Here is a 21,931-nt window from a genome sequence, read left to right on the forward strand (position 1 = left end):
TTGTGTTTTCTCTTAAACGGTCTGGTGGGAGATAACGCTGCCGTCAGCGGCAAATACCGGGGTTCCGGCTGCTACCTGGTTGATGTAAGCGTGGATATGGGGCACGATCATCTGGGGCTCGATAACCAGCTGCTTGGTGGGCTCTTCAAAAATGTTTTCGTCAAGTTCTTGAGCGAACCGCACAAAAGCGAAAACGTAACCCATCAGCAGGTTGTAGGCGAAGAGACCAAGGGCTAGTGACTGGTCGAGTGATAGGTCGGGGTAGAGCTGATCAATCTCGCTACAGAGGGCGTTGCAGATATCGCCCAGGGTGAGGGTGACTTCGCGGGCTACCAGGTCAAACTCTTCCTCAACCAGTGCTGCGCCCAGGGTGACAAAGCGGACGAGATCCTGCTGCACCCTTTCGGTTTCTACTGCCTCGTGGAAGTGCTGCACCAGGGCCTGTGGGAGGTCTTCAGTGGCGACTCCCCGGGGGAAGGGAGGCTCGTCGATGCAGGATTCGAGGTGGGTTGAGAGCTGGTAGGTCAGGGCGTCTTCGAGTTTTTTGAAGTGATTGAAGACGGTGCGTTCTGAGACCCCTGCCTGCTTTGCAAGGGCCGAGGCTGTTAGGCCTGTTCGCCCGCCGGTGAGCACAAGGTGTTCAGCGGCTGCGGCGATTTTTTGCTTGGACGCCGTCGAGCGGGCCCTGCGCCGGTCGAGGGGAGGGGTGTGTTTCAGCATGTATTTACAGTAACTGCAATATTGCAGGAACTGCAAATAGTTGGGGTGTGGGGTTGGGCACGGGTTGCTGGGCGTGGCCGGTGCAAGTCTTCCGCACTTATTCTGATTTACCCGCAACTAGTTGCGGGGTTTTCAGAATAAATGCGGAAAGGTATGTGAGCCGGGGCGGGCGTCCACAAAAATCAATCGGCAAAACCGCTCAAACTGCGGTAAAAACTTCATCAAATCGTGACCTTGCCGGTAGCCTAAAAGAATGAAGGTTTTGGTACTGGGCCCCGGCGGTCGTGAACACGCAATTATTCGAGCACTCCTGAAAGATCCAGCCGTTACCGAGGTGCACTCAGCCCCCGGCAACGCGGGTATCGCCCAGGACGTCCCCGTGCACGCTATCGATGCAAACAACCCCGAGGCAGCCCTTGCGCTAGCCACCGAGCTGGCCGCTGACCTGGTCGTCATTGGCCCCGAAGCCCCCCTGGTCGCAGGCGTCTCAGACACCCTGCGCGATGCCGGTTTCGCCGTTTTTGGCCCGTCCAAGCCCGCTGCCCTGCTCGAAGGGTCCAAGGCCTTTGCCAAGGAAGTCATGGCCAGCGCCAATGTGCCCACCGCTATGGCTAAGGTCGCTACCAACCGCGAAGAAGCAGAAACCGCTCTCGCTACCTTTGGTGCCCCTTACGTTGTTAAAGATGACGGCCTGGCCGCCGGTAAGGGTGTCGTCGTCACCGAAGATTTCGATGCAGCCCTAGCCCACGCTGAATCCTGCTTTGCAGCTGGCGGTAGCGTCGTCATCGAAGAGTACCTGGATGGCCCCGAAGTCTCCCTCTTCGTGATCTCCGACGGCAGCACCTGCCTGCCCCTCTCACCTGCCCAGGACTTCAAGCGTATTTTCGACAACGACGAGGGCCCCAACACCGGTGGCATGGGCGCTTACACCCCCCTACCCTGGCTGCCCGAAGGTTTCGTCGAAGAGGTCATTGAGCGCGTAGCCCAGCCCACCGTTGATGAAATGGCCCGCCGCGGTACCCCCTTTGTGGGCGTGCTCTACTGCGGTCTGGCAGCTACCTCCCGCGGAATTCGCGTAATCGAATTCAACGCCCGCTTTGGTGACCCCGAAACCCAGGCTGTGCTGGCCCGCTTGCGCACCCCGCTCGGCGGCGTCCTTCTGGCAGCGGCCAAGGGCGAACTGCCCGCCGACCTTGCTCTTGACTGGGATCCCCGCACCGCCGTTGACGTGGTTATGGCTGCAGAGAACTACCCCGACACTCCCCGCAAGGGCGATGCCATCACCGGCCTGGACGCCGCCAACCAGCGCGAGAGCGTTCACATTGACCACGCAGGAACCGCCCTCGACGGTGAAGAGATCGTCACCGCCGGTGGCCGTGTGCTGGCTGTTGTCGCCCTGGGCGAGAACCTCACCGAAGCCCGCGAGGCTGCCTACGCCGGCGTGCGCGACATCGCCTGGAAGGGTGCCCAGTACCGTTCAGACATTGCGCTCGCTGCCGCCGAGAATCGTATTCAGATTCCCACCCAGAACTAACCTCCTGTGACTGCCCACCGCCCCCGCGTGGGCAGTCACTTTTCTATCACTTCACAGCCCACCTGCACACCCCCAGGAGAAAATCATGAGCCATACCCCCGTAGACATTCCCGGCTGGAAGCACGTGTATTCCGGCAAGGTCCGTGACCTCTACATTCCTGATGAGGATACCCAGGACGTCACCGGCCTGAACGTGAAGGACGACGCCGAACTGCGTGCCGGCTCCGTGATGGTGGTTGCCACCGACCGTATCAGCGCCTTCGACCAGGTGCTTCCCACCGAGATTCCCGATAAGGGCAAGATTCTGACTCAGATGTCCCTCTGGTGGTTTGAGCAGCTCAAGGGTGTGCCCAACCATGTGCTGTCTACCGACGTGCCCGAGGTGGTGGCTGGCCGCGCCATGATCTGTAAGTCTCTGAACATGTTCCCGGTTGAGTGCATTGTGCGCGGTTACCTGACCGGCTCCGGCCTGGCTTCTTACCGCAAGACCGGTAAGGTCAACGAGTTTGAGCTGCCCGCCGGTCTGGTAGATGGCTCCCGCCTGGAACCTGCCCTCTTCACACCCACCGGCAAGGCAGAGGTGGGGGAGCACGACGAGCCCATTACCCGTGAAGAGCTCGACGCTGAGGTGGGGGAGGCTATCGCCGACCGCCTGCAGGAACTGACCCTCTATGTCTATGAGACTGCCGAGAAGATTGCGCGTGATCGCGGCATCATTCTGGCCGACACCAAGATTGAGTTCGGTACCGACTCCTACCGCGGTGAAATCACCCTGGGCGATGAGGTGCTGACCCCCGATTCATCTCGTTTCTGGGATGCCGATGACTACGAGCCCGGCCGTGCCCAGGCGTCCTTTGATAAGCAGTACGTGCGCGACTGGCTCAAGAGCGAGGAGTCGGGCTGGGACGGCACCGGCCCCGTGCCCGAGCTTCCCGCCGAGGTTGTGGAGAAGACCCGTGCCCGCTACGTTGAGGCCTACGAGCGTTTGACCGGGCAGAAGTTCGAGGCTTAGACCTGCGTATCGCGTACCTTCTGGTGGTACTCGTAGTGGGCGGCCCCGATTTCTGAGAGGGCGTAGAACCAACGAATGTGCTCAGCGACTGTTCGCTGGGCACGTTCTGCATCTCCGGCAATAACCGCCGCGTAGATGGCCCGGTGCTGGTCCTGGAGTTCCCGTTTGGTTGCTTCCCAGTTGTCGAGGTAGGGCACGGCTTCCTGTACGTAGCCTACGGTTGCTAGGTGCAGGGAGTCGATGACGGTGTCCATCACGATGTTCCCGCCGAGGGACGATATTTCGTAGTGGAAGCGGGTGTCGCAGAAGTGGAAGCGGTCGTCGCTAATATCTGCGTGGTCCATTTCTTCGAGGTAGCGGCGGGCTGTGGCGAGGGACGCGGCGTGTTCGGGCTGGTGGGCTACGTCGGCGGCGCGGGCGGCGGCTTCGCCTTCGAGCAGGACGCGGGTACTCACGATGTCTGCTACCGGCAGGGTGCGGGTGGCGATGTGCATGCGCAGGGCCCAGCCGAGGGCGTCCGAGGGCTCAGAGACCACGACAGCGCCGGCCTTGGGGCCTGAGCCCACCCCCGACCGAATGAGGCCCACCGCGGAGAGAATGCGCAGGGCTTCGCGCACCGAGGCCCGTGAGATACCGTATTCCTCTGCCAGGGAGCGTTCACCGGGCAGGCGGTCGCCGATACGCAGCTGGCCGTGGCGCAACCGGTGTTCGATGGACTCGAGCAGGGCGGTGTAGGTGGGCTCTTTTTCTTTCACGCGCTGTCTTTCAGATGGGGTAGGTACATAGACAAGGTATAGGTAAGGGCGGTGCAGTTCCAACGTATGTTACGTGGGACTGCACCGCCCTTTGCCTGCCTAGCTCATAGGTGTGAACCTGTGATTAGTGGCCGGTGAGGTAGGGCTCAACCAGAAGACCGGAGAGAACGGTTGCCTGGAGGAAGACCAGGGCACAAACGGCCAGCAGCAGGATGAAGGACCAACCGAGAACTGCCTTGAAGATTTCGGACTCCTTGCCTTCCATGTTGACCGAGGTGGCCGCGATGGCGAGGGACTGGGGTGAAATCATCTTGCCGACGACACCACCGGTGGTGTTAGCAGCCAGCATGAGTTCGGGGTGGGCACCGGTCATGCCGCCTTCCTGCAGGTGCTCAGCGGCGGTGACCTGGAGCTTGGAGAAGAGGGCGTTGGCTGAGGTGTCGGAGCCGGTGACGGCGGTGCCGACCCAGCCGAGGACGGGTGCCAGGAAGGCGTAGGCTACGCCGAGTGATGCGACGTATTCACCGATGGCAACGGTCTGGCCGGAGTAGTTCATGACGAAGGCCAGGGCCAGAACCAGGGCAATGGTGACAGCTGACCAGCGCATCTTGTAGGCTACGGCGCCGATTTCCTTGAAGGCGTCGCCCATAGAGAGCTTGTACTTGCCGTTTTCGTTGAAGATGGCGTAGAGGATGGCGACCAGGATGCCGGAGATCAGCAGGTAGGTGCCGGGGTTACCGAGCCATGCCCACTTGTAGACGGTGTCTACTGCGGTGCCGTCCGCCTTGAGCAGACGTTCAGAGAGCAGAGGCATATCGAACTCGACGACGGTGGTCTTGAGCCAGTCGACGAGCGGGGTGTAGAGGTTTGCGATACCGAAGATGATGACAACGACCAGGTAGGGCATGAGGGCCATCCAGATGCGGCGGCCGGGCAGGTGCTCAACTTCGAGGGGGGCGGTGACGCCGTAGCGTTCGCGAACGCCCTCAACACCGCGGGGCTTGACGAAGCGCAGGAAGACAACGGCGGCAGCGATAGAGACGATGCAGGCTACGACGTCGGTCAGCTGGTAGACGAAGTAGGTTGCGGCCCACCACTGAGCAACAGCGAAGGAAGCGCCGATAACAGCGGCGTGCATCCAGGCGTCCTTGAGGCCCTTAATGCCGTCCAGGATCCAGAGCAGAATGAAGGGAACGAAGAAAGCGATGAAGGGAGCCTGGTGGCCGACGATTGCGGCGATATCGGTTGCTTCCTTGCCACCGACTTCACCGGCAGTGGTAATCGGGATTGCAACAGCACCGAAAGCAACGGGTGCGGTGTTAGCAATCAGAACGGTGGTAGCTGCCTTGAGGGGCTTAACGCCCAGAGCCAGGATCATGGTTGCGGTAATAGCAACGGGGGCGCCGAAGCCTGCGAGCGCTTCGAGCAGGCCGCCGAAGCAGAAAGCAATCAGGATGGCCTGGATACGCAGGTCGCCGCCACCGATGAGGTCGAAGGTGCGGCGCAGGTCTTCAAAGCGGCCTGAAAGCACGGTGATCTGGTAGAACCAGATAGCCATGAGGATAACCCAGACGATGGGGAAGAGGCCGTAGATGCCGCCGCGGAAGGCTGACATGCCGGCGAGGTCCCAGGGCATGCCGAAACCGAAGACGGCAACGAGGATAGCAACGAGAAGTGAGACCAAGCCTGAGACGTGGGCGCGAGCCTTGACGCCAAGGAGCATGATAAAGAATGCAAGTAGCGGCAGGGCTGAGACGAGGGCGCTCAGCGCGAGGCTACCACCGACGGCGTCGGTTACAGCGGTATAGGTATTTTCCACCGTATTCTCCTTAGTGATGTGTGGTATGGCTGGGCGTCACATCTGTGGGCGCTGAGCCAAAAAATATGAGGCCTAACCTTCTGTGGTCAGACCATTGCTTTTCGAGGTCTACGTTACATGAGGCAGTTCACTTTCGCCAAGCTGTGGCCGCATCTATTTGCGGTATTTTTTTCGTCCCTGTGGTTTTGTGGGTTTTTCGGGGTTTTGGGGTGCGCTCTCGTGTTGGCATGCGCCTGCTTGTGTGGTTCTTGGGGTGCGCGGACGCCCGCGGCGGGGGAGCGGGGTTCTTTCAGCTTTCTTTGTATGGTCAGACCGTTAGATTATTTGCATAAGAAAATATGCCCTATTTAAAGTATCGAAATACTGACCCCATCGTGTTAAATGAGGGAGTAGGAAAAGAATCTAACAGGCACCCCGCCCGCCCTTCCTCTCCCACCCGGCCACCGGCGTCCGCGCCCCTGAACCGGTAAGGAAGACGCGGGCTACCCATGCCGCACAGAAGAAGAGAGAACCAACATGCGTGTCGCACTGTTTTCAACGTGCATCGTCGACGCAATGTACCCCAAGGTAGCTAAGGCTACCGTTGACATCCTGGAGCGTCTCGGCCACGAGGTCGTCTTCCCGCAGGGCCAGACCTGCTGCTCCCAGATGCACGTCAACTCGGGCTACTTCGACGACGCCTACCCCATCGTCAAAACCCACGTACAGGCCTTTGAAGAATGGGACTTCGACGCAATCGTTGCGCCCTCAGGCTCCTGCGTTGCCTCCCTCGGCCACCAGCAGCCCATGATCGCAGAGCGAGCAGGCGACGACGCCACCGCCCGCGCTGCCGCCTCACTGGCTGCCCGCTCCTTCGAGCTCTCCCAGTTCCTCATCGACGTCTGCGGCGTCACCAACGCAGCAGAACAGCTGGGCTCCTACTTCCCCGAGAAGGTCACCTACCACTCATCCTGCCACGGCATGCGCCTGCTGGGTCTGGGCACCCGCCAGGAAGACCTGATCCGCACCGTTGAGGGCCTGGAGTACACCCAGATTGACGGCCTTGACCAGTGCTGCGGCTTCGGTGGAACCTTCTCCTTCAAGAACGCAGACACCTCCGGCGCCATGGTTGCCGACAAGGTAGAGAACATTGAAGCAACCGGTGCATCGGTCTGCACCGGTGGCGACTCATCCTGCCTGATGAACATCGGCGGCGCTCTCTCCCGCAAGAACTCACCCGTACAGACCGTACACTTCGCCGAGATTCTTGCATCCACTAAGGAAAACCCGCTCAAGGTCACCGGCCCCGTAGCCGTTACCGCAGGAGGTAAGTAAAGCCATGTCAACCACCGCACTCGGCATGCCCAAGGTCCGCCACGGCGTCGGCAACATCTTCGAATTCGAGCCCTTCCCCGAATACGCAGAGAAGGAACTCCAGAACGAGCAGCTGCGCGCCAACCTGGGCTTTGCTACCCACAAGATCCGCAACAAGCGCGCCGCTGTCATCTCAGAACTGCCCGACTGGCAGGATCTGCGCACCGCAGGTTCCATGATCAAGCAGAAGGTCATGGCCAACCTCGACACCTACCTCGAAGAGTTCGAAAAGAACTTCACCGCCCGCGGCGGCCACGTGCACTGGGCCCGCGACGCCCACGAGGCCAACGAAATCGCCCTCAATCTGATCCAGGCTGAAGGCGTCACCGAGGTCAACAAGATTAAGTCAATGGCCACCGCCGAAACTGGCCTCAACGAGTTCCTCGAAGAGCACGGCATCCACGCTATTGAAACCGACCTGGCAGAAGAAATCGTCCAGCTGGGCGACAACGACCGCCCCTCCCACATCCTGGTGCCCGCAATTCACCGCAATCGCACCGAGATCCGCGACATCTTCCTCAAGAAGATTGAGGGCGTCAACCCCAACCTCACCAACGACCCGGCAGAGCTGGCAGAAGCCTCCCGCTTCCGCCTGCGCGAGAAGTTCCTGACTAACAAGGTCGCCATCTCAGGCGTCAACTTCGGCATCGCCGAAACCGGCACCATGACCATCGTTGAGTCTGAGGGTAACGGCCGTATGTGCCTGACCCTGCCCGATACCCTGATTACCTTCATGGGTATCGAAAAGCTGCTGCCGACCCTGCAGGACCTCGAGGTCTTCACCCAGCTGCTGCCCCGCTCGTCCACCGGTGAGCGCATGAACCCCTACACCTCCATGTGGACCGGTGTAACCCCCGGCGACGGCCCCCAGAACCTGCACGTCATCCTGATGGACAACGGCCGCACCGCAGCCCTGGCCGACCAGGTTGGCCGCCAGGCCCTGCACTGCATCCGCTGTTCAGCCTGCATGAACGTCTGCCCTGTCTACGAACGCGCAGGCGGCCACGCCTACGGCTCCACCTACCCCGGCCCCATCGGCGCAATTCTCTCCCCCCAGCTGGGCGGTATCGAGAACCAGTACAACTCCACCCTGCCCTACGCATCCTCCCTCTGCGGCGCCTGCTACGAAGCCTGCCCCGTCAAGATCAACATCCCCGACGTGCTGGTTCACCTGCGAGGCAAGGCCGTTGATCACGAAAAGGCCCAGGGTGAGTTCGAAGGTGGCAAGAAGGAACGCCACGTGCAGATGGACGCCATGATGTTCGGCGCTAAGAAGCTCTTCAGCTCAGGTGCCCTCATGGCCCTGGCCACCAAGGGCCTGCCCGCCTCCAAGCTGATTACCGGCAAGAAGGGCAAGATCACCAAGCTGCCCGGTATCGTCGGCGGCTGGACCGAATACCGCGATATCCCGGCACCCCCCAAGACCTCCTTCCGCAACGAGTGGAAGAAGGAGCGCGGTTCTGCCCCCAAGCGTGTAGGTGGCGAACGCGTTGACCTGCAGGCCATCATTGCCGCTAACCAGGCCAAGATTGCCGAGGCCCACGCCAACGCTGAGACCGCCAACCCCATCGCCCCCAAGGAGGCCAACTAATGTCTGATGCAAAAGCAGAAATCCTGGGCCGCATCCGCGCCTCCCTCTGGGACAACCCCCAGCCGGCTGAGCCCGTCCGCGCCTACCGCCGCGAAAGCGACAAGGGCGCCGAGGAAATCATCGAGATGCTGGTCGACCGCCTGATCGACTACAAGGCTAACGTCTACCACGAGACCGAAGAGACCATCGCCGCCCGCGTGGGCGAGCTGCTCGGCAAGTCCTCCCGCTACGTGGTGCCCACCGGCCTCAAGACCGAGTGGCTGCCCGAAGACACCGCAGCCCGTTCGCGTGTGGTTGACTCCGGTAACGCCAACAAGCCCGGAGCGCTCTCCGTGCGTGAACTCGACGCTATCGACGCGGTTGTCACCTCTTCAACCGTCTCCTGCGCTGAGACCGGCACCATCGCCCTGAACAGCACCGAGACCGAAGGCCGCCGCGCCATCACCCTGGTACCCGACCACCACATCTGCGTGGTTCCCGTCGATACCATCGTCGAGCTGATCCCCGAGACCGTGGCCCGTCTGAACTTCGACAAGCCCATCACCTGGATCTCAGGCCCCTCAGCGACCTCAGACATCGAGCTGATCCGCGTTGAAGGCGTGCACGGTCCCCGTACCCTGGACGTCATCATCCTCAAGTAGGCTGATACCCGCTCTGCGATAGAAAGGGCCCCCTTGCTCAGGCAAAGGGGCCCTTGTGCTGGGTACTCCAAGGGGGAGCTAGGAATTCGGACGCTTGATGACGGGAAGAGCGCCCGTTGCCGCCCGCACCGCGGCGGCCCGCTCTAGTTTCTTAGCGCTGCGGCGCTGCCGCGAGCTTGAGCCGCCAGAGGCACCCCGGTGGGAATCGGCGTCCTTACGCCCCACAGCCCCGATGGCCGAGGCCCACAGGGGGAAGAGAAGGACGGTCAGCGCCCCACCTGCCACCAACAGGGAAGCGTTTTGTTCGCTAAGCAGGTCGTTGGCCAGTGCCACCTCGGTGACAGCCACAATGATGGGCAGGCCCGCAGCAGAGTAGAGCCCCAGCTGGAGCTTTTCCTGCATAGTGGTGAGCCCCGAACCGGTGTCGAAAAACTTTTCAGCGGCAAAGACCGGCAGGCCGCGCACCACCAGAATACCGAGCACAATGCCGGCAAGAAGCAGCGGCTGCTCCCAAATGACCGACACCTTAATACCCATACCCGAGCTCACGAAGAAGAGGGGAATGAGGAAGGAAAAGCCCAGGGCTTCAAGACGCTTGGAGAAGGGCTCAAAGGCACCCTCGGGGGTGAGGGAGCGCAGGATAATGCCGGCGGCAAAAGCACCGAGCACCACATCGAGCTCAAAGACCGCGGCGACCATCATGAGGGTAGCCAGAAGGAACATGGCCAGGCGGAGCATGGTCTGGCTGGTGGTGTTAGCCTCAGCAGCCATGGTGCGGCGCAGACCAGGAATATGCTCAAAGAGACGGTGGGGCACAACCGCTGAAACTACCGCAATGACCATAAAGGCCAGCAGAATCAGCACCGCAATCCAGGGGGCATGCGATGAGAGCAGAAGGGACATCGCAAAGATAGGGAGCACCTCGCCGATAGCCCCGTGCACCATCACCCCGTCGCCGACTTTCGTGCCCACCTTACCGTGGCTTTTGAGCAGGGGCAGCAGGGTGCCCAGGGCGGTAGAACTCAGGGCAATGCCGACGACCGCATAGGTAGAGAAAGACCCCGAAAACTGGGAGAGGCTCATGGCCAGAACCAGGCCGAGGGCGAAGCTCACCAGCCAGGAGCCCACGGCGAAAGCCCCCTGGCGTCCGCGCAGGGCTCCGGCGTTAATTTCGTAACCAGCCAGCAAAAAGAGCAGGCCCAGACCCAGATCCTTCACCAGAGCAACCCCGCCATCGGTGCTGGCAAGCCCTAGAACCTGCGGGCCGATGAGTACGCCGAAGATAATCAGGAAGACAACATCTGGAATTTTCTTTTTCACCAGGGCGGACGCCAGGGGTGCTAGAAGTGCCGCAACGGTAATCCAGAAAATGGAAATATACTCGCTGGTCGCCGATGAACCGGCGGCCAGAAGGACGACGTCGGTGGAGTGGGTGCTCATAGTGACTTTCAGAGAGGTGAGAGACAACCTAACCAGTGTGCCATGGCTTCCCCTGTCCGTGCAGGGCGGCGGGGCAGTGTTAGGCTAAAGCAGGTATTTATTGAGGAGTATTGCGTGACCGACCTAAAAACCGCAGGCCGTGTTATCGGTATTGACCTGGCTCGCTGTGCTGCCCTAATCAGCATGTTTATCGCCCATGGAGCTCCCGGCGGTGGCCCCGGTGGGGTGCTGAACCTGAGCGAATTTCTAACAGCCCCGCTCTTCGCCTTCCTCTTGGGGGCGGGCGCCTTCTTCTCATCTCAGCGTATGAGCTTCCCCGCCCTCTTCGCCTCCTCGGTGGTGCGAGCTATCGCCCTGGTTGCTGTGGGGCTCTACATCGGTACCTGGGGTGCCCAGGTCGATATCGTACTGGAGTACCTGGGGCTGCTGAGCCTGCTCATGGCCCCCCTTGTCTTCCTGCCCTCCTGGGCCCTGGCCCTCCTTGCTGTGGGCAGTTGGTGGTTTGCGGCGTCCGCTCGACTCCACTTCCGCCCCCAGGCTATGCAGGCATCTCTCGACGGCAGCTACACTGCCTACCTCTACGAGTGGATGTTCACCGGTCAGAACTACCAGGTCTTTACCCTGCTGACCTACGCCTGCATCGGTGCGGTGATTGCCTTCCTCATCGAACGCTGGGGCGTCTGGGGCGATGTAGCCCTGGCCCTGCTGGGAAGCCTGGCGACCGGCGGCCTCTTTTGGTACTCCCGTTTTGCTGTTGCAGAGTTCCTTCCCTACACCTCCAGCCGGCTTGAGATTGCCTTTAGCCTGGCAGCCTGCCTGGCGACCGTGGGCTGGTGCTGCCTGCTGGCGCGCGCTCTAGCCGGGCGGGAGCACCTGGCCGGTGCCCTGGTGGGAGCTGGGCGTATGACCCTTTCCCTTTACGTGCTCCAGATTGCAGTGCTGGCCCTGTACGCTAACTACGCTCCGGCCTACGGCCTGCCTGTATCTGATAACTCTTGGGCCATGATGTTCGGCCTGATTTTAGGTGCTCTGCTCTTTGCCTGGGCCTGGCAGCGCCTGCTTGGGCAGACCTTCTTGTGGCGTGGCCCGCTTGAGACCCCCTTAGCCTGGATCTCTGGCAGGGGGTAGACTCTCAGTATGCATACTTCTTCTTCGGAAACCGGCTCTATCAGGGCCGGTTCCTCTTCCCGCACCTGGGTGCGGGTTGCTCTTGCCGTCCTATTGACCCTTACCTGGCTTGCTGTGGCGGGTATCGGCGGGCCCTACTTCGGAAAAATCTCCGAGGTCTCAACCAACTCCCAGACTGACTTTCTGCCCGCCTCCGCTGAATCCACCCAGGTGGTAGAGCAGCAGGGCGACTTTCTGGGCACCGACGCGGTGCCCGCAATTCTTGTCTTTGAAGCTGACGGTTCCCTCACCGATGCCCACCGCACCTACCTAGAGGGGCTCACTGGCCAGCTGGCGGCGTCCGGCACTTTCACCGGTGAAAGTTCGCCCGTCATTTACTCAGAGGACGGTCGGGCAGCGGAGCTTATTCTGCCCATCTCCACCGCCGATGAGACCCGAGATGTCGTTGATGGAATCCGCGCCGAGATAACCCAGGCCCCTGACGGCCTCACCGGCTACGTGACCGGCCCGGCTGGCTTCTCGGCCGACCTGGTTGAGGCATTTGGCGGTATCGACGGCATCCTGCTGGCAGTTGCCCTGATTGTGGTCTTCGTGATTCTGCTGGTGGTCTACCGCTCACCCCTGCTGCCCATCATCGTGCTGACCAGTTCGATGGTTGCCCTCTCTGGCGCTATCTTCGTTATTTGGCACATGGCGAATGCTGGCTGGGTGATGATCAACGGCCAGGTGCAGGGAATCCTGCTGATTCTGGTGGTTGGTGCTGCAACCGACTACTCCCTGCTCTATGTAGCCCGCTATCGCGAAGCCCTCACCCAGTACGTTTCGCGCTGGGACGCTACCCGGGCTGCCTGGCGCGGGTCCCTTGAGCCGATTCTGGCCTCTGGCGGTACGGTGATTGCGGGCCTGCTGTGCCTGCTGCTCTCTGAGCTGTCGTCGAACAAGGCCCTGGGACCCGTGGCAGCTACCGGTATCGTGCTGTCCATGCTGGCCTCGCTGACCTTCCTGCCCGCCGTCCTGGCCCTGCTGGGCAGGGTTGCCTTCTGGCCTGCCCGTCCCCGCTATTCCTCTAAAGTGAAGGACGCTTCAGCCGGCTTCTGGGCAAAAATTGCGGCTTTCGTGTCGGGCAAGCCCCGCAAGGTTTGGCTGGTCACGGCTCTGGTGCTGGCTATCTTCGCCGGCTTTTCTGCGACTTTCCAGGCCAACGGGGTGCGCCAGTCTGACCTGGTGTTGGGGCAGTCCCAGGCACGGGATGGCCAGAATGTGCTGGCTGAACACTTTCCCGGTGGCTCAGGCTCCCCGGCAAATGTAATTGTGCCTGCTGCCGAGCAAGATACCGCAGTGGCTGCCCTTGACGGGCTCGATGGGGTGAGCTCCATTGCAGCGGTCGCCCAGGAGTCACCCGCTGGTACTGTGCCGGTGGGCGCTTCTGCTGAGTCAGTGCCGCCGGTTTTTGCCGCTATTACTCCCACCGAGGTGGACGGTCGAGTCATGCTCCAGGTGACCCTGGCTGACCCCGCCGACTCACCGCAGGCAGAAGAGACCGTGCGCCAGATGCGCGAGAGCCTTGCCAGCGCAGCTCCCGGCTCGCTGGTTGGCGGGACGACCGCGTCCGCCCTCGATACCATCGATAGCGCCCAGCGCGACCGTGCCCTCATCATCCCGGTGGTGCTTGTTGTTATCGCCCTGATTCTGATGGTTCTGCTGCGCTCAATTCTGGCCCCGCTGATGCTGGTGGCTGCCACGGTGCTGTCGTACCTTACTGCCCTGGGCGTTTCGGCCCTGGTCTTTAACCGTGTGTTCAACTTCCCCGGGGCCGACCCCACCGTACCCCTCTACGGGTTTGTCTTCCTGGTCGCTCTGGGGATCGACTACACCATCTTCTTGATGACCCGTGTACGAGAAGAAGCCCTACATCAGGGGACCGAGCAGGGCCTACGAACGGCACTGATTGCAACGGGTGGCGTGATTACCTCAGCCGGTATCGTGCTTGCAGCAACCTTCGCTGCCCTGGGCGTCATCCCGCTGATCTTCCTGGCCCAGCTCGCCTTCATCGTCGCCTTCGGCGTGCTGCTCGACGCCACCGTAGTGCGAGCTCTGCTGATACCCGCCCTCGTGGAAGATATCGGCAAGAAAATCTGGTGGCCCTCGAAGCTCTCCCGCTGAATCTAGCTTGCTGAGCCGAACTGCTGAAACCCATGCAAAGGGGCCTCCCTGCGTGCCAGGGAGGCCCCAATTCTTTGAGTTCAGGTGATTAGTCGGCCAGGAACTTCAGGTAGTCAGCAACGAACTGATCAACGTTCTTCTGCTGCTCTTCGTCCAGTTCTAGCTTGCCGGTGCCCCAGGCCTCACCGGGGATACGGATGCCCAGGCCCTCGCCCTCCATCAGGTTGGCACGAACGTAGGGGAGTAGGCTACGCAGGTTTTCGCGCACGAACTTGCCGTAGGTTGAGTTGGCGACTGAGGCAACGCCGACCTTCTTGCCGTTCAGTACGGTGGGGGTGGTGTTATCGCCTGCGATAACGGCGCGTGATGCCCAGTCAATCAGGTTCTTCAGGCGGGCAGGGTAGGAGCCGTTGTATTCGGGGGAGACCAGAATCAGGCCGGCCGCATTAGCGATATCGGCGCGTAGCTTTTCGACGGAGGCCGGGGCGGGGAATTCGGAGTTCTGGCTGAGCAGGGGAACTGCCGAGAAATCGTAGACCTCAGCGCGCTGGCTCTCATTTTCTAGGGCTTCGACGAGCTGCTCGGCGAGCTGGGTGTTGAAGGAACCGTCGCGGTCTGAGCCGGAGATAACGAGAATTTTCTGTGACACGGGTCGTCCTTTCACTTCTGCATTTTTCTTCAGCTTACCCCCGGTAAACTTTACACGGCAAGTATTTATGACGCTGTGTGACCCTATGGGGGCAAAAGCGGGCAACAAAAAACCGCCCCCGGCTAGATCCAGGGGCGGTTATGCTTGGTCGGGATGACAGGATTTGAACCTGCGGCCTCGTCGTCCCGAACGACGCGCGCTACCAAGCTGCGCCACATCCCGATTGTTGCTTATAACAACCTCTCAAGTATAGCGCGGTGGTCTTAAGCCTGCCAAATCACCCCGATTTAGCCCTCGGTACTGTTGTTCTCTTCCCAGGCCTGAGCCATAGCGGCAAAGCGTCCGCCGGCCTCGACCAGAGCGGCTGGAGAGCCGTCCTCCACCACGCGCCCGTCCGACACCACCAGCACCCGGTCGGCGGTGAGGACCGTGGAGAGGCGGTGCGCAATCACCACAGAGGTGCGCCCCGCCAGCAGGGACTCGAGCCCCTGCTGCACCAGCTTTTCGGTGGGAATATCGAGAGAGGCGGTGGCTTCATCGAGAATTAGGACGGCCGGGTCGGCCAGGAAAGCCCGGGCAAAGGAAATGAGCTGACGCTGGCCCGCAGAGACCCGCCCGCCGCGCTTAGAAAGGTTAGTATCGAAACCCTGGGGTAGGCCGGTGATGAAGTCGTAGGCCCCGACCTTGCGAGCCGCCTCGAACACCTCTTCATCGCTGGCAGCCGGGTTGCCCAGGCGGATATTGTCGGCCACGGTGCCCTTGAAAAGGTAGGCCTCCTGGGTGACCATGACGACCTCACGGCGCAGCTGCTCATCGGATAGGTCGCGCAGGTCTACCCCGTCGAGGGTGAGCTGCCCGTGGGTGACATCGTAGAAGCGGGCAATGAGTTTGGCGATGGTTGATTTACCGGCGCCGGTTTCGCCCACCAGGGCTAGGCGCTGCCCGGCAGGGATATCGAGATTCAGACGGTGCAGGGTGGGGCGTCCTTCGACGTACTCAAACTCAACCTCGTCAAAGACCAGGTGGCCGCTTGCGGGAGCGGTTCGGCGGGCCGGACGCTCGGGCTCGGCTACCTCGGGCTCTTCGGCGAGGAAACCCGACACCTTTTCCAGGGCCGAGACAGCTGACTGGAACATGTTGTAGTAGTCCGAGAGCATGAAGATAGGTTCAAAGACCCGGTTGGCGTAGATGACCAGGGCTAGCAGAGTGCCTGCCTGCATGGACCCGCCCAGAATAGAGTAGCCACCGATGACGAGCACAATGGCAACAAAGGTGTTGCCCAGGGCCTGAAGGGCTGGCATGTAGGTGCCGTGTACCTTGATGGACTGCATAACGCGCACCCGGTAGTCCTCGGCGGCGTCCGCGTAGGCTGCGCGCGAGCTTGCCTCGGCACAGAAGGCCTTGACGGCACGTAGGCCGGTGAAGGTCTCGGCAAAGCGGGAGATGATGCGGGCGGACGCCACCCGCTGGGCCCGGTAGGCCAGTTCAGATTCGCGGCGGAACCAGGCGGTGAGCCAGGTGACGGGGAGCATCATCACAAGTAGGGCGAGGCCAGCCCGCCAGTCCATCAGGCAGAGGGCCACGATGGTAAAGGAGATGGAGAGCAGCATGGCTGCAAGCTCAGAAAGCCCCGAGTCGAGGAACTGCCGAATCGTATCGAGGTCACTGGTGAGGCGGGAGATTACACGACCCGAGGTGTAGGTATCGTGGAAGCCTACCGAGAGTTTTTGGGCGTGCTCAAACATACGCTGGCGCAGGTCAAAGAGTACCTTCTGGGAAATCTTGTAGGTGAGCAGAATATTGGTGTAGGTCGCTAAACCGGCCACGACCGCTGCCGCTACATAGAGGGCTGCCAGCGTCACCGCGTAGCTGCTGTCTCCCGCCAGCAGGGGTTCTAGGGCATCGTTGATGGCCGTAGAAATGAGCCAGGGCATCGCCGTGGTCAGGGCCGTTGCTAGGATCACCAGAAAAAGGGTGAAGAGCAGGTGGCCCCGCACCGGGCGCAGCACATCGAGTAAGAGCGCCACCGACCGGCGGCGAACGGCTTTAGCTTCGCTCTTAGAGAGCTGAATCTTATCTTCTGAATCGGTAATTCTCTGGCTCATCGCCCGCCCTCCTGCATCTTGCTCTCCACTTCACCGGCATCCGTCGGCCTTACGGGGGTGAGCTGAGTGTCGGTGCTCATCAGGTCGCGGTAGATGGGGTTGCCGAGCAGCTCGGTGTGGGTACCCACTGCAGCTACCTGCCCCTGCTGCAAGAGCACCACTCGGTCTGCCAGGGCCACCGTAGAGGGCCGGTGGGCCGTGAGCAGAGTGGTGGTCTCGGTCAGCTCCTGCTTGAGCAGACCCACCACCTTTTCTTCTGTCGTCACGTCGAGGGCAGAGAGCGGATCATCGAGCAAGAGGACAGCCGGGCTTGCAGCGATAGCGCGCGCTAGCGAAAGACGCTGGCGCTGGCCGCCAGATAGGCTCATGCCTTCTTCGCCGATGACGGTATCGATTCCATCAGGGAGCTGGTACACATAGTCAGCGGCAGCCACGGTCAGGGCGCGGGTCAGAATGGCTTCTTCCTCAGCCAGGGTGAGTTCGCTGCGGTCTAGCCCCAGCAGGACGTTATTGCGCACGCTCGCCGAAAACAGCAGGGGGTCTTCAAAGGCAATTGCTACCTGGGAACGCAGCTCAGGCAGGGGAAGGGAGGCGATATCGCGACCGTTCAGGCTGATGCTGCCCGCGGTCGGCTCATAGAGCCTCTGCACCAGCTGAAGGACGGTAGACTTACCCGACCCGGTCGAACCGACCAGGGCAATAATCTCTCCCGGGCGCACCTGCAGAGAGAAGCCGGTGAGCACCTGCTGCTCCTGCTCCCCGTAGCTGAAGGTGACGTCCTGAAAATCAAGGCGGGCAGCTGCTGTACCGGGGCGCTCGCGGTGGGCAGGTAGAAGATCGATATCTTCGCCGGCCTCGCCCACCATGACCTGGCGGTGGCGGTCCATAGAAACGCTTGACGCCAGGTACATAGAAATCAGCATGCCCGAGCGCTCCACCTGGGTGAAGAGGATGGTGGCGGTGGCGAAATAGCTGGTGAGGGCACCGACAGTCATAACGCCGGTGCTCACCAGGTGCAGGCCCCAGAGTAGGGCTACGCAGAGGGAGGCCCCGCTGATGAAGGTGCTCTGCATGCGGACCCGCCCCATGGCCCGGCCTCGCGCAACTTCAAGGTCTAGTAGTTCTTGGGCTTCTTGGCGGAACCCGGCCAGGGCATGCGGGCCTCGCCCTAGCGCCTTGAGCACGCGCAGACCCTGAACCGATTCTTCGACGGTTGTTGCCAGGTCACCGGTGCGCTCCTGGGCCTGGCGGGTGAGGGTGCGGAAGGTCAGTACAAACCGCCAGACGCAGAAGAGGGTCAGCGGCATACTGGCAAGAAAGACAAGGCCCAGCTGCCAGGAGCCGGTGAACATATAGAAGCTACCCACCGTCACCTGCACCGCCACGGTAATGATCTGGATCAGGCCGAAGGCAGTCCAGCGGCGAATGGTGCCCAGGTCGCTCATGGCTCGGGTGAGCAGCTGACCCGAGGGCCAGCGGTCGTGGAAGGCCACGGGGGAGCGCAGCAGACGGTCGAAGAGGTCGATGCGCATGGTGTTTTCTACCGTGCTGGCGGGTTCAATAACCAGCTGCCTACGCAGGAAGAAAAGGGCAGATTGGGCTAGACCCAGCGCAAAGACCAGGGCGCCGCCTGCCCAGACCGCTCCTACGGTGGGCTGGTCGGTCAGCATGGCATCGACAATCCAGCCCAGCACCTGGGGGATGGAGATAGCGATAATGGCTGCGGTGAGTGCTACGAAAAGCCCGCAGACCCAGCGCGCGCGAATAGGACGGGAGTACTGCCAGAGGGTGATGTCCTGCTCTGTGCGGGCACCGTAGGGCACAGGGGGAGGCGTGGGTATGGGGGAGACGCGCAGTAGTCGAGAAGCCATAGTAATCTATCTTACATTTGCATTCCTGCAAAAACCAGATAGGTTACCGGGCCGTCAGCGTCACCAGTACAGCCTCGGGTGGGCAGAAGAGTCGCACCTGGGCATAGCGTGAGGTGCCCAGGCCAGCCGTTACCTGCACAGGTACGTCCCCCTGGTAGGAGAGGCCCTTAGCCCGGGCCGGGGGTAGGTCACAGTTGGACACTAGGGCCCGCCCACCCGGGAGGCACACCTGCCCACCGTGGGTGTGGCCCGCGAAGATAGCCTGGGCGCCGTCGTCCGCAAACCGGTCCAGGGTGCGCAGGTAGGGGGCGTGGCAGACACCCAGGCGGACGCTCGGGCCCGGCTCCGCGCTGAAAGCTGTGGGGGAGAAACCGGGGTGGCGGTCGTACTCCAGGTGGGGGTCGTCCACCCCGGAGAATTCTAGGCGCAGCCCTCCGAGGGTGAGCGTCTCATAGCGGTTAATCAGCCCTACCCAGCCGCGGGCATCGAAGGCATCGTGCATTACCTGGGTGGGGAGTACCGCGCGGGTTTGGTCGTTGGCCTCGTCCCCGGTGTTCTTCTTCCAGAGGTAGCGGGCCGGGTTTTTGGGCACCGGGGCAAAGTAGCAGTTAGAGCCGGGCACATAGACACCCGGGAAATCCAGCAGGGGGTCCAGGGCCTCTAGTAGGGCGGGAAGGCCATCGAGATGGGAGAGGTTATCGCCGGTATTGATGACCAGGTCAGGCTCTAGCTCGGCTAGAGAATGCATAAAGGCGGTTTTCTGGGCCTGCCCCGGAATCATATGCATATCCGAGATATGCAGAATCTTAAAATCGGGGCTACCTGCCGGCAGAATCGGCAGGGTTTCCCGGCGCACCTGGAAGTTATTGAGCTCAATAAAGTGGGCATAAGCGGCCGTGGCGGCCCCAGCTACGGCACCCGCTGCCAGAACCCCTGAAAGGGTCTGAGCCAGGGTGCCAGCTGAAGCCGCCACGCCACGAGAATTCTGAGAATTCAAGGGAGTCCTTACTGGTTAGTACCAAGAACCGTGTTCGAGGGGGTATCGAACTTATCGGTGTTGTAGTTCTTAGCCTGGGCCTGCATGAACTTCTGCCACTGGGCAGCTGCGTAGGTGGCACCGTCCACGTAGTCCAGAACTCTACCGTTGATGGAAAGGCCGTTGAGAGGGCGAGAGGTGTTTTCCATGCTGCCCACCCATGATGCGGTGGAAAGGCCGCGCGTGTACCCTACGGTCCAGGTCTGGGCAGAGTTATCGGTGGTACCGGTTTTAGCGGCGGACGCATCGGTCAGGCCAATACCGCGCTGGTAACCCGAGCCGTCCACCAGAACCTGCTTGAGTACGTAGTTCACGCCGTTGGCAACGTCCTCTTCAAGTACGCGCTCACAGGTGGACTCATAGGTCTTGACCTCGGTATCGCCCTTGCTGACCTTCTCCAGCGAAACAGGCTCGCAGTAGGTGCCGCCGCTGGCAAAAGTGGCGTAGGCCGAAGCCATAATCAGCGGGGTGGTACCCTGGGGCCAACCACCCAGCAGGTAGGCGGGGCGGGTGATGGAATAGGGGTCTGCCCCGTTACCGTCGGTGATGCGGAGCTTGGCCCGTAGGTCGTTGAGGGCACAGGCATCGGTCACCGACGCCATCTTAATGGAGTAGGAGTTAATGGAGTTCTTCAGGCCGTAGGCCACGGTACCCCAGCTCTGGCTGCCGCCTTCAGAGTTGGTGAAGACGTAGCCATCAGCGTCTTCGGAGGTAACGAAGCCGCCCTCCTCGCATTTAGCAGGCCACTGGAAGCTCTTGGGGTAGCTGAGGGAAGTGCCATCAATGGTGGCGTTGACGCCCTTGCCGTCCTTAATCCACTGGGCCAGAATCACGGCCTTGAAGGTTGAACCGGGCTGGAAGCCTGCTGTACCACCGTGGGAGACACTCACGTTGAAGTTGAAGTAGTTATCCGCAAAGTCGCTTGTATCAGAGGGGCCGTAGCCGGAGTTCTGGGCCATGGCAATAATCTTGCCGGTGCCGGGAGCAACTGAAACGAGAGAGGCACTGACACGGTCGGGGTTGTTGGTGGAAGGCTGGGTGGCTTCGACCTGGGTCTTGGCGTCCTTCTGGGCGTCAGGGTCAATGGTGGTAATGATCTTGTAGCCGCCGCGGTAGAGGGCGTTGGTGCGATCGTCCTCGGTTGCGCCGTAGGTTTCGTCGTTCAGGAAGTCCGTAACAGCGTAGTAGCAGAAATGTGCAAAGTCACCGGCGGTAGAGCAACCCATGGGGGTGGTGTGAATGTCGAGTTCAATGTCCTCGTTGAGGGCATCTGAATACTCGTCTTCGGTAATCTTGCCGTCACGGTACATAGTGCCCAGCACAACGTCACGGCGTTCCTTCGCCAGCTGGGGGTTGACATCGGGGCGGTACATGTTGGGGGAGACCACCATGCCCGCCAAAATGGCCGACTGGGAGATGCTGAGCTCTGAAGCTGAGATACCCCAGTAGTAGTAGGCTGCTGCCTCTACGCCGTAGTTGGAGCCGCCCATGTTAATGATGTTGAGGTAACCCTCGAGAATCTCGTCTTTAGAGAGGTTCTGTTCCATCGAAATGGCCAGCTTGATTTCCTTGACCTTGTCAAGGTAGTCCTTGTTGGCCCCCAAAGTGGAAGCCTCTTCGCCCGACTGTTCAGCAGCGTCAATGAGCAGGTTGTTGACGTACTGCTGGGTTAGGGTTGAGGCGCCCTGACGGGCGTTCGGGTTGATGATGTTATTGACCAGAGCACGGGCGATACCCATGGGGGAAACCGCGCCGTGGTCGTAGAAGTTGCGGTCTTCGGACGAAAGAATTGCGTCTTTCATGTGCTGGGAGATGTCATCCAGCGCCACATCGGTGCGGTTCTGAGCGTAGTAGGAGGCAAGCTCGGTTTTACCGTCATTCGCGTAGATAACAGACGGCTGTGAACGTGGGCCGTCGCTGAGGGTCGCGGGCAGACTCTTAAACCAGTTCATTGATGCATTAATAGATGCACTCAGTGCCGTTGTAGGGGGCACCATAATCAGCGCCGCAATAAAACCGGCAATGATGCTCAGCGCAATAAACTGAACAAGGTCGCCGGGGCTACGGCGCCTCTTTCGCACATTCTTTGAAGAAGCCATTGCATCAGTTTATCG

At 61.0% G+C, this 21,931-nt stretch carries 16 protein-coding genes and 1 tRNA gene; 7 read left to right on the forward strand and 10 right to left on the reverse strand.

Going from position 1 to position 21,931, the window contains the following annotated elements:
* Window positions 1-12: 12 nt before the first annotated feature.
* Window positions 13-720 carry a TetR/AcrR family transcriptional regulator gene (locus HWU94_RS02285; RefSeq protein ID WP_185174140.1) on the reverse strand — a complete coding sequence of 236 codons (708 nt, stop codon included), beginning with the start codon at window positions 718-720 and terminating at the stop codon, window positions 13-15.
* 253 nt (window positions 721-973) lie between these two features.
* On the opposite strand from HWU94_RS02285, the gene purD reads away from it, so the two are divergent.
* Both purD and HWU94_RS02295 read left to right on the forward strand, forming a co-directional pair.
* Window positions 974-2,254 (forward strand): phosphoribosylamine--glycine ligase, encoded by a 1,281-nt coding sequence (purD, locus tag HWU94_RS02290; protein ID WP_185174141.1) that lies wholly within the window; start codon window positions 974-976, stop codon window positions 2,252-2,254.
* A gap of 85 nt (window positions 2,255-2,339) precedes the next feature.
* A complete protein-coding gene (locus HWU94_RS02295; protein WP_185174142.1) occupies window positions 2,340-3,266 on the forward strand; it encodes a phosphoribosylaminoimidazolesuccinocarboxamide synthase in 927 nt (308 codons plus the stop codon).
* Here the strand turns inward: HWU94_RS02295 and HWU94_RS02300 are convergent.
* Entirely contained in the window at window positions 3,263-4,021 is a 759-nt protein-coding gene (locus tag HWU94_RS02300; RefSeq protein WP_244956000.1) for a FadR/GntR family transcriptional regulator, read from the reverse strand. The genes HWU94_RS02295 and HWU94_RS02300 overlap by 4 nt on opposite strands.
* A 124-nt stretch (window positions 4,022-4,145) precedes the next feature.
* Window positions 4,146-5,840 carry an L-lactate permease gene (locus HWU94_RS02305; protein ID WP_185174143.1) on the reverse strand — a complete coding sequence of 565 codons (1,695 nt, stop codon included), beginning with the start codon at window positions 5,838-5,840 and terminating at the stop codon, window positions 4,146-4,148.
* Between the two features lie 516 nt (window positions 5,841-6,356).
* Here HWU94_RS02305 and HWU94_RS02310 point away from each other — a divergent pair.
* From HWU94_RS02310 to HWU94_RS02320, 3 genes are read left to right on the forward strand one after another with little or no spacing between them, the layout of a single operon-like run.
* On the forward strand, window positions 6,357-7,154 hold the full coding sequence (locus HWU94_RS02310; RefSeq protein ID WP_185174144.1) for a (Fe-S)-binding protein: 798 nt from the start codon (window positions 6,357-6,359) through the stop codon (window positions 7,152-7,154).
* Between the two features lie 4 nt (window positions 7,155-7,158).
* Window positions 7,159-8,784: a LutB/LldF family L-lactate oxidation iron-sulfur protein gene (locus tag HWU94_RS02315; protein WP_185174145.1), complete on the forward strand. Its 1,626-nt coding sequence runs from the start codon at window positions 7,159-7,161 to the stop codon at window positions 8,782-8,784.
* Window positions 8,784-9,425 carry an LUD domain-containing protein gene (locus HWU94_RS02320; RefSeq protein ID WP_185174146.1) on the forward strand — a complete coding sequence of 214 codons (642 nt, stop codon included), beginning with the start codon at window positions 8,784-8,786 and terminating at the stop codon, window positions 9,423-9,425. The genes HWU94_RS02315 and HWU94_RS02320 overlap by 1 nt, the downstream gene beginning before the upstream one ends.
* Window positions 9,426-9,503: 78 nt before the next feature.
* Here the strand turns inward: HWU94_RS02320 and HWU94_RS02325 are convergent, their stop codons facing one another.
* Window positions 9,504-10,865 (reverse strand): cation:proton antiporter, encoded by a 1,362-nt coding sequence (locus HWU94_RS02325; RefSeq protein ID WP_185174147.1) that lies wholly within the window; start codon window positions 10,863-10,865, stop codon window positions 9,504-9,506.
* 114 nt (window positions 10,866-10,979) lie between these two features.
* Here HWU94_RS02325 and HWU94_RS02330 point away from each other — a divergent pair, with 114 nt between their 5' ends.
* Together HWU94_RS02330 and HWU94_RS02335 are read left to right on the forward strand one after the other, a co-directional pair.
* Window positions 10,980-11,993, forward strand: a complete 1,014-nt coding sequence (locus HWU94_RS02330) for an acyltransferase family protein (protein WP_185174148.1) — start codon at window positions 10,980-10,982, stop codon at window positions 11,991-11,993.
* 9 nt (window positions 11,994-12,002) lie between these two features.
* Window positions 12,003-14,156 (forward strand): efflux RND transporter permease subunit, encoded by a 2,154-nt coding sequence (locus tag HWU94_RS02335; protein WP_185174149.1) that lies wholly within the window; start codon window positions 12,003-12,005, stop codon window positions 14,154-14,156.
* An 88-nt stretch (window positions 14,157-14,244) separates the two neighbouring features.
* Here the strand turns inward: HWU94_RS02335 and HWU94_RS02340 are convergent, their stop codons facing one another.
* The 6 genes from HWU94_RS02340 to HWU94_RS02365 all read right to left on the reverse strand — a co-directional run bounded on the left by HWU94_RS02340 (window position 14,245) and on the right by HWU94_RS02365 (window position 21,916).
* Window positions 14,245-14,805 (reverse strand): NADPH-dependent FMN reductase, encoded by a 561-nt coding sequence (locus tag HWU94_RS02340; protein WP_221625856.1) that lies wholly within the window; start codon window positions 14,803-14,805, stop codon window positions 14,245-14,247.
* Window positions 14,806-14,950: 145 nt separating this feature from the next.
* Window positions 14,951-15,027: transfer RNA gene (locus HWU94_RS02345), tRNA-Pro, on the reverse strand.
* A 65-nt stretch (window positions 15,028-15,092) separates the two neighbouring features.
* Window positions 15,093-16,910 carry an ABC transporter ATP-binding protein gene (locus HWU94_RS02350; protein WP_185174150.1) on the reverse strand — a complete coding sequence of 606 codons (1,818 nt, stop codon included), beginning with the start codon at window positions 16,908-16,910 and terminating at the stop codon, window positions 15,093-15,095.
* Window positions 16,907-18,781: an ABC transporter ATP-binding protein gene (locus HWU94_RS02355; RefSeq protein WP_185174151.1), complete on the reverse strand. Its 1,875-nt coding sequence runs from the start codon at window positions 18,779-18,781 to the stop codon at window positions 16,907-16,909. The genes HWU94_RS02350 and HWU94_RS02355 overlap by 4 nt, the downstream gene beginning before the upstream one ends.
* A gap of 43 nt (window positions 18,782-18,824) precedes the next feature.
* The gene (locus HWU94_RS02360) at window positions 18,825-19,754 is read right to left on the reverse strand and encodes a metallophosphoesterase (RefSeq protein WP_409348804.1); all 930 of its coding nucleotides are present in this window, start codon (window positions 19,752-19,754) and stop codon (window positions 18,825-18,827) included.
* 32 nt (window positions 19,755-19,786) lie between these two features.
* Entirely contained in the window at window positions 19,787-21,916 is a 2,130-nt protein-coding gene (locus HWU94_RS02365) for a transglycosylase domain-containing protein (protein ID WP_185174153.1), read from the reverse strand.
* Between the last annotated feature and the right edge of the window lie 15 nt (window positions 21,917-21,931).

The sequence above is a fragment of the Rothia nasimurium genome (genome assembly GCF_014217215.1).
Lineage (GTDB): Bacteria > Actinomycetota > Actinomycetes > Actinomycetales > Micrococcaceae > Rothia > Rothia avistercoris.

Coding starts and splice junctions, on each gene's coding strand:
- HWU94_RS02285 (WP_185174140.1), bottom strand. CDS start 720: ATGCTGAAACACACCCCTCCCCTCGACCGGCGCAGGGCCCGCTCGACG.
- purD (WP_185174141.1), top strand. CDS start 974: ATGAAGGTTTTGGTACTGGGCCCCGGCGGTCGTGAACACGCAATTATT.
- HWU94_RS02295 (WP_185174142.1), top strand. CDS start 2,340: ATGAGCCATACCCCCGTAGACATTCCCGGCTGGAAGCACGTGTATTCC.
- HWU94_RS02310 (WP_185174144.1), top strand. CDS start 6,357: ATGCGTGTCGCACTGTTTTCAACGTGCATCGTCGACGCAATGTACCCC.
- HWU94_RS02315 (WP_185174145.1), top strand. CDS start 7,159: ATGTCAACCACCGCACTCGGCATGCCCAAGGTCCGCCACGGCGTCGGC.
- HWU94_RS02320 (WP_185174146.1), top strand. CDS start 8,784: ATGTCTGATGCAAAAGCAGAAATCCTGGGCCGCATCCGCGCCTCCCTC.
- HWU94_RS02325 (WP_185174147.1), bottom strand. CDS start 10,865: ATGAGCACCCACTCCACCGACGTCGTCCTTCTGGCCGCCGGTTCATCG.
- HWU94_RS02335 (WP_185174149.1), top strand. CDS start 12,003: ATGCATACTTCTTCTTCGGAAACCGGCTCTATCAGGGCCGGTTCCTCT.
- HWU94_RS02350 (WP_185174150.1), bottom strand. CDS start 16,910: ATGAGCCAGAGAATTACCGATTCAGAAGATAAGATTCAGCTCTCTAAG.
- HWU94_RS02355 (WP_185174151.1), bottom strand. CDS start 18,781: ATGGCTTCTCGACTACTGCGCGTCTCCCCCATACCCACGCCTCCCCCT.
- HWU94_RS02365 (WP_185174153.1), bottom strand. CDS start 21,916: ATGGCTTCTTCAAAGAATGTGCGAAAGAGGCGCCGTAGCCCCGGCGAC.